This is a genomic window from Pseudomonas sp. B21-056 (assembly GCF_026016325.1).
In the GTDB taxonomy this organism is placed as follows: Bacteria; Pseudomonadota; Gammaproteobacteria; order Pseudomonadales; family Pseudomonadaceae; genus Aquipseudomonas.
In genome coordinates this window covers 3,691,062-3,706,567 of the sequence record NZ_CP087203.1, presented here as the reverse complement: position 1 = coordinate 3,706,567, position 15,506 = coordinate 3,691,062, and the positions used below count along the sequence as shown (strand labels likewise).

At 62.6% G+C, this 15,506-nt stretch carries 12 protein-coding genes; 10 read left to right on the top strand and 2 right to left on the bottom strand.

Features of this window, described 5'->3' with window-relative positions:
* The first annotated feature begins 9 nt into the window (after positions 1 to 9).
* The 10 genes from LOY67_RS15595 (at position 10) to LOY67_RS15550 (ending at position 10,243) form a co-directional block, all read left to right on the top strand.
* A complete protein-coding gene (locus tag LOY67_RS15595) occupies positions 10 to 618 on the top strand; it encodes a lecithin retinol acyltransferase family protein (RefSeq protein ID WP_413776134.1) in 609 nt (202 codons plus the stop codon).
* Positions 619 to 663: 45 nt separating this feature from the next.
* Positions 664 to 1,314, top strand: coding sequence for a response regulator transcription factor (locus LOY67_RS15590; RefSeq protein ID WP_265063340.1), 651 nt, complete (start codon positions 664 to 666; stop codon positions 1,312 to 1,314).
* Positions 1,315 to 1,679: 365 nt separating this feature from the next.
* Positions 1,680 to 3,080: a GABA permease gene (gene gabP, locus LOY67_RS15585; RefSeq protein ID WP_265063339.1), complete on the top strand. Its 1,401-nt coding sequence runs from the start codon at positions 1,680 to 1,682 to the stop codon at positions 3,078 to 3,080.
* Between the two features lie 404 nt (positions 3,081 to 3,484).
* On the top strand, positions 3,485 to 5,206 hold the full coding sequence (locus LOY67_RS15580; protein ID WP_265063338.1) for a type I secretion system permease/ATPase: 1,722 nt from the start codon (positions 3,485 to 3,487) through the stop codon (positions 5,204 to 5,206).
* Entirely contained in the window at positions 5,199 to 6,569 is a 1,371-nt protein-coding gene (locus tag LOY67_RS15575) for an HlyD family type I secretion periplasmic adaptor subunit (RefSeq protein ID WP_265063337.1), read from the top strand. Before LOY67_RS15580 ends, LOY67_RS15575 begins: the two co-directional genes overlap by 8 nt.
* Positions 6,570 to 6,571: 2 nt before the next feature.
* Complete coding sequence (locus LOY67_RS15570; protein WP_265063336.1) at positions 6,572 to 7,921, top strand: TolC family outer membrane protein; 1,350 nt, start codon at positions 6,572 to 6,574, stop codon at positions 7,919 to 7,921.
* 218 nt (positions 7,922 to 8,139) lie between these two features.
* Complete coding sequence (locus LOY67_RS15565) at positions 8,140 to 8,436, top strand: DUF5629 family protein (protein ID WP_265063335.1); 297 nt, start codon at positions 8,140 to 8,142, stop codon at positions 8,434 to 8,436.
* Positions 8,423 to 9,598, top strand: a complete 1,176-nt coding sequence (locus tag LOY67_RS15560) for a lactonase family protein (RefSeq protein ID WP_265063334.1) — start codon at positions 8,423 to 8,425, stop codon at positions 9,596 to 9,598. Before LOY67_RS15565 ends, LOY67_RS15560 begins: the two co-directional genes overlap by 14 nt.
* A gap of 156 nt (positions 9,599 to 9,754) precedes the next feature.
* The gene (locus tag LOY67_RS15555; protein WP_024779691.1) at positions 9,755 to 9,934 is read left to right on the top strand and encodes a hypothetical protein; all 180 of its coding nucleotides are present in this window, start codon (positions 9,755 to 9,757) and stop codon (positions 9,932 to 9,934) included.
* A gap of 183 nt (positions 9,935 to 10,117) precedes the next feature.
* Positions 10,118 to 10,243 carry a hypothetical protein gene (locus tag LOY67_RS15550; protein ID WP_265063333.1) on the top strand — a complete coding sequence of 42 codons (126 nt, stop codon included), beginning with the start codon at positions 10,118 to 10,120 and terminating at the stop codon, positions 10,241 to 10,243.
* 130 nt (positions 10,244 to 10,373) lie between these two features.
* Here the strand turns inward: LOY67_RS15550 and LOY67_RS15545 are convergent, their stop codons facing one another.
* Together LOY67_RS15545 and LOY67_RS15540 are read right to left on the bottom strand one after the other, a co-directional pair.
* Positions 10,374 to 14,015, bottom strand: coding sequence for an AAA family ATPase (locus tag LOY67_RS15545; protein WP_265063332.1), 3,642 nt, complete (start codon positions 14,013 to 14,015; stop codon positions 10,374 to 10,376).
* Entirely contained in the window at positions 14,012 to 15,256 is a 1,245-nt protein-coding gene (locus tag LOY67_RS15540; protein ID WP_265063331.1) for an exonuclease SbcCD subunit D C-terminal domain-containing protein, read from the bottom strand. The genes LOY67_RS15545 and LOY67_RS15540 overlap by 4 nt, the downstream gene beginning before the upstream one ends.
* Positions 15,257 to 15,506 lie beyond the last annotated feature (250 nt).

Below are 15,506 nucleotides of genomic sequence, written 5' to 3'. Positions count from 1 at the left end.
GAATGTGTCGTGAACAACTTGACCGCCAGAGCAGCAGAACAACTGTCATCCCTTCGTTCGATCGCGCTGATTTGCATGGCGCTCATCACGACGAGCGCTTTCTACCGTTTGAGCATGCCGATCGCCGAGAGCCACAGGCCCGCCGAACCGCGCCACTGCAATCAGCGGTCGGCGCACCTGGTAGATGTTTCATTGCGGCCGGTCGATGTCCAGCAGCCTGCGGACCAGGTGCCGATCGGCGCACACCTGATCAGCCCGCGTCGGTTCTACTTGCATCACGGGATCTACCTGGGTGGGGCGGACGTCGCCCATTACTCGGGGTTCAGTGGCTCGCTCCGGCCGGGGCCTATCGAAGTGACCGATCTTGAGCATTTTGCCAACGGCAAACCGGTCTGGGTGCTCCAGGAGCCCTGCAAATACTCCAGCGAAGAAATCGCCGATCGGGCGCGCTCCAGATTGGGTGAAAAACAGTACAGGGTGCTGTTCAATAACTGCGAGCATTTCTGCAGCTGGTGCGTCAGCGGAAAAAGCTACAGTGCCCAGGTCGACGCCTGCTTCCATCGCCCCCATGATCTGTTCGCGTTGATTTCGGCGCTGGAGCCGCACTTGGTGGCCTAGTGGCCTGTGCTACAATTTTTTTCCGTCCACCCAAGAGGAACGCGCATGAACGGTAGTCCCTCATCCCATGATCCGGGCAGCAAGGATTCCATGGTGTTCGTGGTGGATGACGATGCCTCCATTCGCGATGCGTTGAGCAATCTGTTGCGTTCGGTCGGGATCCGCGTCGAGACGTTTGCTTCCACCGCGGAGTTTCTTCAGCAGCCGAAGACCGATTGCGCCAGTTGCCTGGTGCTCGATGTACGACTGCAGGGGAGTAGCGGCCTGGACTTCCAGCGCTGGTTGGCGGAGTCGGATTCGAATATTCCCATCATCTTCATCACCGGCCACGGCGACATCGAAATGTCGGTCAAGGCGATGAAAGCCGGCGCCGTGGATTTCCTGGCAAAACCATTCCGTGAACAGGACCTGCTGGACGCGGTGACCGCCGCACTCCAGGCCGACATCAAGCGTCGCGAAACCCAGCAGCAATCGGCCGACCTGCATGCCCATTACCAGACACTGACCGCCCGCGAAAAAGAAGTGATGGCTTTTGCGGTCAAGGGCCTGATGAACAAGCAGATCGCGGGGCAGATGAACCTCAGCGAAATCACCGTGAAAATCCACCGCGCTCATGCGATGAAGAAAATGCACGCCAAATCGTTCGCCGACCTGGTTCGAATGGCCGAATCCCTGGGGGCCGGGCCAGGTCACTGACCCCGGATTTAGTCGACTCCCCGCAACCCCCTGTGGGCGAGCCTGCTCGCGATAGCGGTGGGTCAGCTTGCATTGATATTGAAGTGCAGCCGCCATCGCGAGCAGGCTCGCTCCCACAGGATTCAGCGTTATCCCCGTTTATTGACTCCCCGCAAACCCAATGCGCGTTTTAGTGCGAACGCTCTGGAATGCCCCTCGGATGACCGTGGTATGGCCAAATGCTACGCCATTTATGACGAGATCAGGCACAAAAGCAGCGCTTACAGATAACTCGGCCGGCAAGTTAGACGGGTAACGTGGCGCACCGTTTCTGCGTAGCGTCTGTTCTTCGGTACGTTCAATGTCGATCACAAGAGAATAAGAAAATGACCAGCCCCAGTTTCAAGGATTCGAACGGCCATCTGGCACAGGGCTTCAAGCCTCGTCATGTCACCATGCTGTCCATTGCCGGGATCATCGGCGCAGGTCTGTTCGTGGGCTCGGGGCATGCCATTGCGGCGGCGGGTCCGGCGGTGCTGCTGGCCTACCTGTTCTCCGGCCTGCTGGTGGTGCTGGTCATGCGCATGCTCGGTGAAATGGCGGTGGCCCGTCCGGACACCGGCTCGTTCTCCACCTATGCCGACCAAGCCATCGGACGCTGGGCCGGTTTCACCATCGGTTGGCTGTACTGGTGGTTCTGGGTCCTGGTGATCCCCATCGAGGCGCTGGCCGCCGGTCATGTGTTGAACCAGTGGTTTCCGTCTGTTGATGCCTGGTTGTTTGCTTCGGTATCGATTGTGGCCCTGGCGGTGACGAACCTGTTCAGCGTGTCCAAGTACGGCGAGTTCGAGTTCTGGTTCGCGATGGCCAAGGTCGTGGCGATCATCGGTTTCATTTCCCTGGGGTTCGCCGTCCTGATGGGCTGGATTCCCGAGCGCGAAGCCAGTGGCCTGAGCCGCCTGATGGAAGAACACGGCGGCTTCGCACCCAACGGTTTGTCGGCGGTGGTCGGGGCGTTCATCACCATCATGTTCAGCTTTATCGGCACGGAGGCGGTGACGATTGCGGCGGCCGAATCCGATAATCCGGCGCAGAACATTGCCAAGGCAACGCGTTCGGTGATCTGGCGCATTGGTGTGTTCTATCTGCTGTCGATCTTCGTGGTCATTTCCGTGGTGCCGTGGAACGATCCGCTCCTGGCTTCGGTGGGGTCCTACCAGCGGGCGCTGGAACTGATGAACATTCCCCATGCCAAGTTCATGGTGGATGCCGTGGTGCTGATCGCGGTGGCCAGTTGCATGAACTCCTCGATCTACATCGCCTCGCGCATGCTGTATTCGCTGGGACGACGTGGCGATGCGCCGAAGACCGTGAGGGTGACGTCGGGGGACGGCGTCCCACGGACGGCGGTGATTGCCAGCACTGTGCTGGGTGCGGGTATCACGCTGTTCAGCTACTTCATGCCCGCCGGCCTGTTCCAGTTCCTGCTCGCCAGTTCCGGCGCCATCGCGTTGCTGGTGTACCTGGCGATTGCCATCTCCCAACTGCGCATGCGCCGGTTGCTGCGCCGCCAGAACGTCGAACTGACGTTCCGCATGTGGCTGTTTCCGTGGCTGACCTGGCTGGTCATCGTGTTCATCTGCGCGGCGCTGGCGGTGATGATGGTGACACCCGAGCACCGCAGCGAAGTGAGCTCGACCCTTGGCCTGGCGCTGATCATTTCCTTTATCGGGCTGGTGACATCGCGGCAGCCGCGGCAGGTGGAGAGGGCGGCTTCCCTGGGCTAGCCACAGGGAAAAGCTAGATGAAACACTTGTGGCGAGGGGATTCATCCCCGTTGGGCTGCGCAGCAGCCCTAATACAGTGCATTCAATTTGCCTGAGATTCCGAGTTGTCTGGTTTTGGGGCTGCTGCGCAGCCCAGCGGGGATGAATCCCCTCGCCACAGGAAGCGTTCCATTCCCAATCTGTTTCACCCCTGAAACACCTTCCTGAAGTCAGGCGCTCCGCCTGTCACCCTGCCTGTAAACCCTATCTGCCGATCTGGCACTAACCCGTTCGAGCGTTGTCATTAATGGGCGCCCTAGCGGCGTCACGTCAGCGGTATCGATGGGCTTTTCGAATGCCTTTGGGCAAAAAACTCGCGATGGATTGCGTCCTGGACCGACTATTTCTTTGCGGGTTGCCTTGCTATGGGTTTGCTACTCGATCCGCGTCATGACATCGATGCCGCGCTGTTGAGCTACCGCCGGGTGTTCTGGTCCCTGGCGCTGTTCAGTGGCGTGATCAATCTGCTGGTGCTGGTGCCGTCGCTCTACATGATGCAGGTGTACGACCGGGTCCTGACCAGTCGCAACGAAACCACCTTGTTCATGCTGACCCTGATCGCCCTGGGCCTGTTCATGTTCAGTGCCTTGATCGAGTGGGTACGCGGCGAGGTGATGATCCGCATGAGTGCGGGGCTGGACGATGCCCTCGGTGAGCGGGTGTTCGATGCCGCGTTTGCCCGCAGCCTGCGTGAGCACAACGCCAACCCGGCGCAGGTGCTCAGTGATCTGGCGACCTTGCGGCAACTGATCACCGGGCAGGGCCTGATCGCCTTGCTCGATGCGCCGTGGCTGCCGATCTTCCTCTTGGTCGCGTTCATTTTTCATCACTGGTTCGGGGTGCTGACCCTGGTGCTCGCCCTGGTGCTGATCGGCCTGGCGCTGTGGGGCGAGCTGGCGACCCGCACGCGCCTGGGCGAAGCCAACCGATTGGGCGTGCAGTCGGCCGCCTACGTCAACAGCACGTTGCACAACGCCGAAGTCATCCAGGCACTGGGCATGCTCGGGCCGTTGCGCCAGCGCTGGAGCCTGCTGCAGCAACGCATCATCGCCGCCCAGGCCCATGCCAGTGACCGCGGCGCCCGTATCACCTCGATGACGCGTTTCGTGCGCATCTCGGGCCAGTCGCTGTCGCTGGGGCTGGGGGCGTTGCTGGTGCTGGAAGGGCAGTTGTCGGCGGGCATGATGATCGCCATGTCGCTCCTGCTGGGGCGTGCCTTGGCGCCAGTGGAAATCGCCATCGGCTCGTGGAAACAGTTCAATGCCGGGCGCCAGAGCTATCAGCGCCTGAGCCTGCTCCTGGCCCAGCATCCCCGCGATCGCCTGCGCATGCCGTTGCCGCCGCCCACCGGGGCGGTGCGTCTGGAACAGCTGTACGTCGGCCCGCCCGGCGCCTCGCAGCCAATCCTGCGGGGGATCAATTTTCATCTGGAGAAGGGTGAGGTGCTTGCCGTGGCGGGGCCCAGCGCCAGTGGCAAGTCCACCCTCGCCAGGGCGCTGGTGGGTGTATGGCCTCCCTTGGGTGGATCGGTGCGCCTGGACAACGCCGAGATCAGCCAGTGGTCCCATGATGCCCTGGGACCTCATCTTGGGTACTTGCCGCAGGACATCGAACTGTTCGACGGCAGCGTTGCCGACAACATCGCCCGCTTCGGCGAACAGGATGCCGACAAGATCATCGCCGCCAGCCGTCACGCCGGTATCCACGAGATGATCCTGAGGTTTCCCAAGGGGTATGACACGCCGCTGGGGCCGGGCGGGCTCGGTTTGTCCGGCGGGCAGAAACAACGCCTCGGCCTGGCCCGCGCACTGTATGGACGCCCGTCGCTGATCGTGCTCGACGAACCCAATTCCAACCTCGATGAAGCCGGCGAACTGGCGCTGCTGCAGGCCATCGCCGTGCTCAAGGCTGCCGGCAGCACGGTGGTGCTGATCACCCACCGGCCCAGTGTGCTGGCGATGGTCGATCACATCCTCGTGCTCAAGGACGGCATCCAACAGGCCTTCGGCCCTCGCGACCGGGTACTCAAGGCGTTGATGCCTGGTCCGCGCCCGGCCGCGGTGAGGGAGGCCGGCGAAGATGCGTGATCTGGCCCCAGGCACACAAGCGTATAGCGAGCATGGGCTGAGCGTGCGCAGCGTCAGTGCGTTGCCCGGCGCCAATACCGATGCCGGCGGTGCGGCGCGGTATGGCGTGGGTTTCCTGGTGCTGGCCTTGGGCGGTGCGTTGCTCTGGGCCTGTCTGGCGCCGCTGGACCAGGGTGTGGTCGGCAGTGGCACCGTGGTGGTGGCGGGCGAGCGCAAGGCGGTGCAGTCGCTGGTGGGCGGCGTAGTGGAAAAACTGCTGGTGAGCGATGGCGATCGCGTCAGCCAGGGCCAGTTGCTGGTGCAGCTTAATATCGTGCAGGCCCAATCGCAGCTGGACGTGACCCTGGGCAAGCTGCTCAACGACCGCAGCATCGAGGCGCGCCTGATTGCCGAGCGCCTGGGCAGCGCCGAGATCCAGTGGCCGGCGGACCTGCTGGCCCGTGCCGACGAGCCACGGGTCAAGGCGGCCATGGCATTGCAGAGCCAGTTGTTCCTGAGCCGTCGCGCCGAACTGGGCAGCCGCTTGCAGATCATCGAGCACGAAGTGGCGGCGCTGGAGCAACAACTGCTCGGCTACGAAGGGGTCAAGCGCAACTACGACGCGCAGATGCGTTTCCAGCGCCAGGAGCTGGAGGGCCTGCGGGACCTGGCGCGTGAAGGCTATGTCCCGCGCAACAAACTCTTCGAGGCCGAGCGCAACGCCGCTCAACTGGCCGGTCAGATTGCTTCCGGGATCGGCGATGTCGGCAGGACCCGCCAGTCCATCAACGAGAGTCGGCTCAAGGCCTTGCAGGCGCAACAGGAGTTTCGTCGCGATGCCGAAACCCAACTCAGCGAAGTGTCCGCCGAAGCGGCGGGTTATGCCGATCAGATCCGTGCCTTGCAGTTTGAAGTCGACAACGGTGCCATCCGTGCACCGGCGGCAGGGCAGGTCATGGACGTGAACATTCACACGGAAGGTGGCGTCGTCCAGGCCGGCCAGACCCTGATGCAAGTCGTACCGCTGGATGCGCCGATGGCGATCACCGCGCGGTTCGAACCGCTGATGGCCAACAAGCTGCGCCCGGGGCTGCCGGTGCATGTGCATTTCACTGCGTTGCAGCGGGTGGACACACCGACGGTGACGGGCACGGTCACGACGGTGTCGGCGGATCAGTTGATCAATGAGCAGACGCACCAGCCGTACTTCTCCGCCAAGGTCGAGATTCCCGCCGACACCGTCGCCTCGCTGCAGGCCGCCGGCCTGTGGGTGCGCCCCGGCATGCTCGCCGATGTCACCGTGGTGACCGGTGAACGCACCCTGATGAATTACCTGATGAAACCTCTGCGCGAACGCTTGCTTGCTGCCTTCAAGGAGGAATGAGCATGACTGACCGTCGGCTTTATCGCTCCGGCATGCTGTTGAGCCTGTGCACCAGTTGGGTGGTGATCAGCCCCGCGTGGGCCGCCGAAGGGGGCCTGAGCCTGACCGATGCCTACGATGCCTCACGCCTGAATGACCCGACCCTGCAATCGGCCACCCATGCCTTCGATGCTTCCCGGAACGAAGAGGACATCGGTCGTGGCGGTCTTTATCCGCAGGTATCCTTGACGTCGCGCTACGGTTACGGCGGACGCACCGATGGCGGCGACGACAGAAGCTACGTCAACAGCAACGACTACCAGGCGAACAGCGTTACCCTCGCGGCGCAACAACCGCTCTATGACAAGGCGCGCTGGGCGGCTTTTCAAGAGGGCAAGGCTCGCGGGCAACTGGGCATCCAGATGTTCGATGTCGCCGGCCAGACCTTGTACGACCGGGTTGCCAAAGGGTATTTCGATGTGGCCCGGGCGGAGAATGAAATCAAGTTGATCGCCCAGCAGAAGGCCGCCATCAATGGCTTGGTCATCCAGAGCAAAAAGCTTTACCAGGGCGGCCAGGGCGCGATCACCGACATCGACGAGGCCCAGGCACGGCTCGATCTGGTCGAGGCCCAGGAGGCCGAAGCCCAGGCCCGTCGGGTGGCGGCGTTGCGAGCGTTGTCCGGCCGGGCCAGCGTGCCCATCGACGATATCCAGCCGATGCGCGAGGAACTGCCCCCCGGCAGCCCGATTCCGCCGGAGCAGGACCTGGGTTACTGGACGGCCATCGCCCGTGACGCCAGCCCCGAGCTGGCGGCCCGGCTGGCGGCGGTGAAAGTGGCCGAGGCCCAGGCCGACAGCCAGCGCGCCGGGCACTATCCGAGCTTGTCGCTGACCACTCAGTTGACCCGCCGCGAAACCCGTCAGTATCAGGAGCTCGATCCGCGCCAGGACACTTATTACGTGGGCGTGCAGCTGGATATCCCGTTGTATCGCGGCGGCGTGGTGCGTGCCTCGGTGGCCAAGGCCGAAGCGCAACTGGCCGGTGCCCAGTCGGACTATGACGTGCAGCGCCAACAGTTGGCCGAGAACATCGAGACCGATTACCTGGGGGTGGTGGCCGGGTTCGCCAAGAGCAAGGCCATGCAACGCGCGGTGGAGTCCAACCAGCGGGCGCTGACCTCGACGGAAAAAGGCTTCCAGGGCGGCGTGCGCTCCACCGTGGACATCCTCGACGCTCAGCAACGGGTATTCCAGGCTCGTCGAGACCTGCTCAACACCAAGCTCGACATGTTGCAAAGCTATGTCAGCCTGCACACCCACACCGGCCAGATGAACCGTGCGGTGTTGGAACAGGTGCAGGGGTTGTTCTGATGTTCCGGGGTGGGGCAGTTGCATTGATGCAGGATGTGCCACCGTCATCGCGAGCAGGCTCGCTCCCACAGGGATCTATGGTGTACGCGGGACCTGTGGGAGCGAGCCTGCTCGCGATGGCAATGGCACAGCCAACACCGCTTTCGGAACTTGATAGCCCAAGGCCAACTCCGACATTGAGCTATCATGCTCACTTTCCCAGCGACCGACCGATTCCCATGACTGCCGTAACCGACACCCTGCTGTACGCCCTCGACACCTGCGACATGCTGATCATCGACGGGCTGCACGCCTTCGATTTTTCCCTCGACGAACAGGACCAGTTGCATGTCGAGTGCATGAACGGCCGCACACTCGCGCATTGGCGCTTCACGCCTGCGCAGATGCAGGCCGCGACGTTCGACCCGGCTACCAGACACTGGATCATTTCCAGCGATTCGGGCGACCACCACCTGGAGTGCGTGGAAGCGGTCAGCGGCCACGACGATGAGGATGATGAACATGAAGATGCGTAGCCTCTGGCCACTGTTGATGGCCGGCAGCGTGGGGGCCATGGGCATGCAGGCCAACGCCGATGAGCATTACCCATTGCTGGTGGGCTCCTACACGGCGGGCCAGAGCCAAGGTGTCTACCGGCTGCAGTTCGACAGCCGCACCGGCCAGCTCGATGCCAAGCCGTTGCAGGTGATCAAGACAGACAACCCTTCATGGCTGACCCTTTCCCCGGACATGAGCCGCCTGTTCGTGGTCAACGAGAACGGACCCGGGCAGAAGGATCCGGTGGGCAAGGTCAGCAGTTATGCCATCGACCCTGCCACCCACGCTCTGAGCCTGATCAATCAGGTGCAGTCCCTGGGCAATGAGCCGACCCATTCCAGCCTCAGCGGCGATGGCCGGCATCTGCTGGTCAGCAACTATTCGGTGCTGGAAGATCCGGGCGGTACGCTTGCGGTTCTGCCCGTAGGGGCCGATGGCAAGCTGTCGCCTGTCGTGCAGTTGAGCAGTCACCAGCCGAGCCGGGTCAACCCCGAGCGGCAGATGTCGGCCCACGTGCATTCGGCGGTGTCTTCGCCCGACGGCAAATATGTGTTCGCCAACGACTTGGGGGCGGACAAGGTGTTCGTCTACCACTACGATCCCAAGGCCAATCCCGAGCAGCCGCTGACCGCCGCCGATCCGGCATTCGTGCAATTGCCGCCCGGTAGCGGGCCACGCCATCTGCTGTTCAGCGCCGATGGCAAGCACGCCTGGCTGACCCTGGAAATGACCGCGCAGGTCGCGGTGTTCGATTACCAGGACGGTCGCCTGGTCCAGCGCCAACTGGTTGACCTGGCAGCCGGCAAGCCGCAGCCGGCGCGGGCGGCGGCAGCATTGCACGCCTCGAAGGATGGCAAGTTCCTGTACGTCAGCAACCGTGGCACCAGCAACGAAGTGCTGGTATTTGCCATCGACCCGGCTGCCGGCACCCTGAAAGAACTGCAACGCCGCTCTGTGGAGGGCGACCACCCGCGTGAGTTCAGCCTCGATCCGAGCGGGAAATTCCTGCTGGTTGCCAACCAGAAGAGCAATCAGATCGTGGTGTTCGAACGCGATCCAAAGACCGGCCTGCTGGGTAAAACGGTGCAGAAGTTGCCGATGGATGCACCGAGCGACGTCAAGTTCATCCAGCCTCGATAGGTTGCAGGCCCCGTATGGCGGGGTCTGTGCGGTTGTATCAACGGGACTGATATTGGCTAGCATTGCAAAGCATTTCTAGACGAGACGCCTCGGCGCGTAAGTTTGCTTCACGGCCCAACCGGCCAAGCCAGCCAACTGAATCCGAGGAATACCGCCATGAACCTGAACCTCTTCTCCATCATCGCCGCCTCCGCCATCTCAGCCACCGTGGCGCTGCCAGCCAACGCCAGCATCGAGATCAGCGACAAGAAGAATCGTACCCAGAGCTACACCGAGAAATACCTGCAACAGAGCGCCAATTTCTACGCTGCACTGGATCACAAAACCCAACACTGAACGCCTGATACCGACTGAAGCCTGCGATCTTTTCGTCTTCCTATAGAGAGAAAAGATCGCAGGCTTCGTCATTTTCGCGAGTCGCTTCAGAATGTTCTGAAAAATCCCGCTGTAATATCACATAGCCATGTGTTTAAATTTGACGCTGAAAAATTGACTCCTTCTCCCATAAGGATCGACACCATGGCGATGCGTCTGGCAATGATGCTGCTGTTTCTCTATTCCGCCCCGATCGTTTCGGCTGCCCAGCCGGTGCCGGGCGAGCCGGAAGTGGCTCGTGAGCGATTACTGAGTCTGCTTCAAGACTGATCGGGTCAGCCAAGCCACAATCCCTGTGGGAGCGAGCCTGCTCGCGATAGTGGTGTGTCAGCTTGCATCAATGTTGACTGTACCGCCGCTATCGCGAGCAGGCTCGCTCCCACAGTGGCGTTCAATAGCCTTATTTCACCTCCACCGTACTCAACCCATTCCCCTGACGCTGCACCCGGATCTGCACTGGGATCCGTTCGTGCATTTCCTGCACATGGGAAATCACCGCCACCTTGCGGCCTTGGGCCTGCAAGCCGTCGAGGGCGTCCATCGCCAGTTGCAGGGACTCGGGGTCGAGGCTGCCGAAGCCTTCGTCGATGAACAGCGACTCGATTCTCAGCGTGCTGGACGCCATCGAGGCCAGGCCCAGTGCCAGGGCGAGAGAGACCAGAAAGGTTTCACCCCCCGACAATGAATGCACCGAACGCAATTCATCGCCCATTTCCGTATCCAGCACCAACAGCCCGAGCATGCTGCCGCCGCGCTTGAGCCGGTAGCGGCGCACCAGTTGCCGCAGCTGGACGTTGGCGTGGTGCACCAGCAAATCGAGATTGTAGGCCTGGGCCAGTTTGCGGAAGCGGTCGCCGGTGGCCGAGCCGATCAGCGCATCCAGCCGGGCCCAGCGTTGGTACTCGGCATAGGCCTGCTCGATTTGCAGGGCCAGGGCCTGGTTGGCGTTCTGTCGGCGTTGGTCTTCAGCCTGTTCGGCACGCAGCTCGGCGCAACGTTGTTCGCTGGTGGAAAACTGCTGCTGCAAGTGGGCGAGGGCGTCGGTCAGTTGTTCGGGCGACAGGTTGCCGTTGTGCTGGGCCTGATGATTCTGCAACCGCTGTTCCCGTTCGGTCAGCAGCACGCGGGCCTGTTCGATGGCTTTTTCACTGTTGAGCAATTGCTGGCGCAACTGGCCGACCTGTTGCTCATCGAGATTGAGCAGGGCGTCGAGGGACGCGTCGTCCAGTTCGGGGTGGGAAGCGCGCCAATGCGCAATGCCGGCGGCCAGTGCCTGGTGTTCGGCCTCCAGGGATTGTGCCTGTTCCTGGCGGGCTTTGAGTTCGGCGGCCAGTTGCACCAGGCTGTTGCGCAGTTCGTGCAATTGCTGATTGGCCGCCGCCTCGGCAGTGCGTGCCTGTTCCAGGGCCTGGTCGAGTTGTTGTTGCCACTGTTCGGCGCTGCGGTGTTCGCCGAGCAGTTGCGAGAGCTTTTGCTGGCAGGCCTGCTGTTGTTCGGTCAGAACCTTGAGTTGCTGTTGCGCCGACTCCAGTTGCTGGACGCGGCTCTGCTGGCGATCCTGCTCCTTCTCCAGGGTCTGCTGGCGCTGGAGCTGTTCGCCGAGCTCATCGCGCTGCTGTTCCAGTTGCTCCAGGCGTTGGGCAATCTGCTGGTCGAGCTGCATGAAGGTCGCGGCGGGCTCGGTGCGCAGGGCTTGCAAGGTGTCTGCCGGCAACAGGGCGCTGAAGTGGCTCAGTTCCTCGTCCAGGCGTTGGCGATCGCGGTCCAGTTCCTGCTGCTGATTGCTCAGGTGCAGTGACGCCTGCTGGCTCGCCGTTTCAGCGTTGCGTAGGTGTTGGGACAGGCGGGCGGCATCCTGTTGTAGGGTCAGCAGGGCGGCTTGTCGCTGCTCGTCCTGGGCGATGCGCTGGTGTAGTTGGCTGTTCTGCTGGGTCAGCCAGGCGTCGCGCTTGACCGTGTCATGCGCCAGCAGTTGCGCGGCCAGCGGATGGGCTTCCAGGCTGGGGGCGAGGTTCTGTTGCTGGGCGGTGAGTTGTTCCTGTTGCTGTTTCAGCTCCTTGAGCTGGGCAATGACGCCGCTGTATTGCGCACGCAGGTCGATGACTTTTTCATTGAGCAGGTCGACGGTTTTGCGGGCGCTGGCCTCTTCGTGTTCATCGTGGCGCCCGAGGCTTTGCAACAGCGCTTCAGGTTGGTGATACGGATGCTCGACGCTGCCACACACCGGGCAAGGCTGGTCGTCCTGGAGCTGCGCACGCAACTGCTCGACGCTTTCGCTGCGGGCCAGCCGTTGGCGCGCCAGCAGTTCGCGGGTCACGGTCAGGGTCTGTTCGGCAACCGCCAGTTCGGCCTTGGCTTCGCCGCCTTCGCGCACCAGTCGGTCGCGCTCCTGCAATGCCTGTTGCTGGCGTTGTTCAAGCTCGGCACCGCGTTTGTCCAGCTCCTGCTGGCTGGCCCACAACCGCGTCAGATCCTCGAAGGCCCGTTGTTGCTTGCGATTGTCTTGCAACAGATTGCCGAGCAACTGGATCTGTTCGGCCACCGCTTCGGGTTCGGCGCCAGCCTCCTTGTAGAGCACTTCCAGTTCTTGCCGACGGGTCACCAGTTCCTCGGCGGCACGTGTGGCGCTGTGCTCCAGTGCAGCGAGTTCGGCCTGGCCCTTGTTCAGCCGATTGCCGATCAGCATCAATTGTTGGAGGCGATCACGGTAGGCCTTCCAGGCATCGCTCAGCGGCGCGAGGTGGGTGCTTTGTTCAAGCTCGCTGGCGATGCGCTGTAAGCGTGCCGCCACTTGGTTTTGCTGCTCAAGCAGGGTGTCGATCGTGCGCTGGCCGTCGGTGCAGGCCAGTTGCGCCTGCTCCTGGCGTTCGGTGCCCTGATTGGCCTCCATGATCAGGCGGGCGAGGGTGCTTTGTTCTTCGAAGGCCTGGCGCAGCAATGGCGCGCTGTCGGTGTTTTGCTGACGGGCAGAGGTCAGTGCCAGTTGGGCGGCGACCAGGCCTTTTTCCAGTTCCGCCTGTTGTTCGTTCAGGTCGACCTGCTGCTGGCCGAGCTGCCGGACCTGCACCGCCAAAGGTGCGAGGAGCCGGGTCAGTTCCGCCTGGCGGATGAACTGATGGCGCTGGGGCGCGAGTTGCTCCAGGCGGGTGAGTTTCAAGCGCTCGTCCGCCAGGGCGTTCCAATCGGCCTGGGCTAGCTGCAGTTGTTCGGCGGCGCTGGCGTGTTCGTCCTGCAACTGGCGCAGGTCCCTGAGCCAGGCATGTTGCAGTTCTAGCTGCTTGAGTTGCGCCTGTTGGGTCTTGAGCTGTTGCTGGGCTTCGTTGAAGCGCGCGTCCAGCTCGGCCCGCGCCTCGGGAGGCAGCGGCGTGACGCCGGTGGCCTGGTCCTGCAACTGCTTGTGGCTTTCCTTGGCTTGTTTGGCCTTGTCGAATGCGCGGCGGCCAAGGCGGGTGTACAGCGCGGTGTCGGTGAGTTTTTCCAGCAGCTCGCTGCGGTCGTTGTCATCGGCCTTGAGAAAGGCGCTGAATTCGCTCTGGGCCAATAGCACAGCGCGGGTGAACTGCTCGAAGTTCAGGCCCAAGGCCGCTTCGAGTTGAGCCTTGTATTCACCTTTCTGACTCGCCAGCAGTTGGTCGTTGTCCAGGTCCCGCAGGCTCTGGCGACTGGCCTGCAGCTTGCCGCCGGCCTTTTCCCGGGCGCGATTGGCTTCCCAGCGGGCCCGATAACGGCGCCCGTCGATGCCGCGGAAATCCACTTCGGCGTAGCCATCGCCGGTGCCACGACGCAACAACGTGCGTGGGTCGCCGGTGGCGATTTCGCCGTCGGCGTCCGGCACCTTGGCATCGCGCCCGGTGTTGTTGAGGCGCGGCACGGCACCGAACAACGCCAGGCACAGGGCATCGAGCAAGGTGCTTTTGCCGGCGCCGGTGGGGCCGGTGATGGCGAACAGACCGGCGCTGGCCAGAGGCTCGGCGGTGAAGTCGATGTCGAAAGGACCGGCCAGGGAGGCGAGGTTCTTGAGGCGGATCGCGAGGATCTTCATGGTTGCTCGCTCTCCATCTGTACGTCTTGCAGCAGCACGGCGAAATCCTTGAGGGTCTGCTCGTCCACTTCGTTGCCGTAAGTGTCCTGCCAGGCCCGGCTGAAGAGTTCCTGAGGGCTGAGTTGATCCAGTTCGATCAGTGCGGCGGCGTCATCGGCGCTTCCAGCGTTGCCATTGCCCGCATATTCGGCGGCGATCCGCACCAGCCGCACGGCTTTGCCTTGCAGGGCGGTTTCCACCTGGTTGCGCAGGTCCGGCTGGGGTTCGTCGAGGCGCACCCGCACTTCCAGCCAGGGTTGGCGCTGGACGTCGGCCAGCAGGTCGATGTCCGGCAGGTCCTTGAGTTGCGCGAGGATCTCGGCCAGCGGCGCCGGGCCCAGGCGTTGCAGGTTGACGGCCCGGGGGATCAGCCGTGGCTCGACCTTGACCAGGGTGTCGCCGTCCAGGGTGACGTCGAGGATCTGGTGCTGGTAACCGATCTCCGAGAACGACAGGGGAATCGGCGAGCCGCTGTAGCGGATGCGCTCTTCGCCGTTGACCTTCTGCGGCTTGTGCAAGTGGCCGAGGGCGACGTAGCTGATGCTCGGGCCGAAGAGGCTGGCGGGCAGGGCTTCGGCGTTACCGATAATCAGGCTGCGTTCCGAATCCTCGGACACCGAACCGCCGGCCATGTGCGCATGACTGATGGCGATCAGCGCCTGGCCCTTTTTGCGTTTTCCGTTGGCGGCAGCGATCAGCCATTCGTGGACCTGACCGATACCGCGCAGGTAGTCGTCGCCCAATTGCGCGCCGGTGACTTCGGCGGGGCGCAGGAACGGCAGGGCCAGGCACCAGGTCTTGATCTTGCCCTTGGCGTCGGGCAACGGCAGCAGCAGACGTTCGACGTCCAGTTGTCCGTCGTCCAGCCACAACACCCGGCCGAGGGCGTGGGTGCGCAGGCGTCGCATCAGCGGCGCGGGCAGCTCGATCCGCGAGCCGGAGTCGTGGTTGCCGGCGATCATCACGATGGTCAGGCTGGCATGCTGTTCATGGGCACTGACGATGAAATCGTAGAGCCGCTCCTGGGCTTTGACCGGCGGGTTGACCGTGTCGAAGATATCGCCGGCGATCAGCAGTACATCGGGTTTTTCGCTGGCCAACTGGCGCAGCAGCCACTCGAGGAAACACGCGTGTTCGAAATCGCGCTCCTGGCCGTGCAGGTTTTGCCCCAGGTGCCAGTCGGAGGTGTGGAACAGACGCAAGGCAAACTCCAGAAAACAGGTGATGGCCGCGTGAAAAAAGGCGGCTGGAAGGATGCAGAGTTTACTGGGAAGAACCGATCCTGTGGCGAGGGGATTTATCCCCGTTGGGCTGCGAAGCAGCCCTAAGTACTAACGCCTCGATACACCAGACAGATTGAGTCGATTGTTTTGGGGCTGCTTCGCAGCCCAGCGGGGATAAATCCCCTCGCCACAGGAGTTTGTACAGTTTTAGTCTCTGGCAGACCGACAT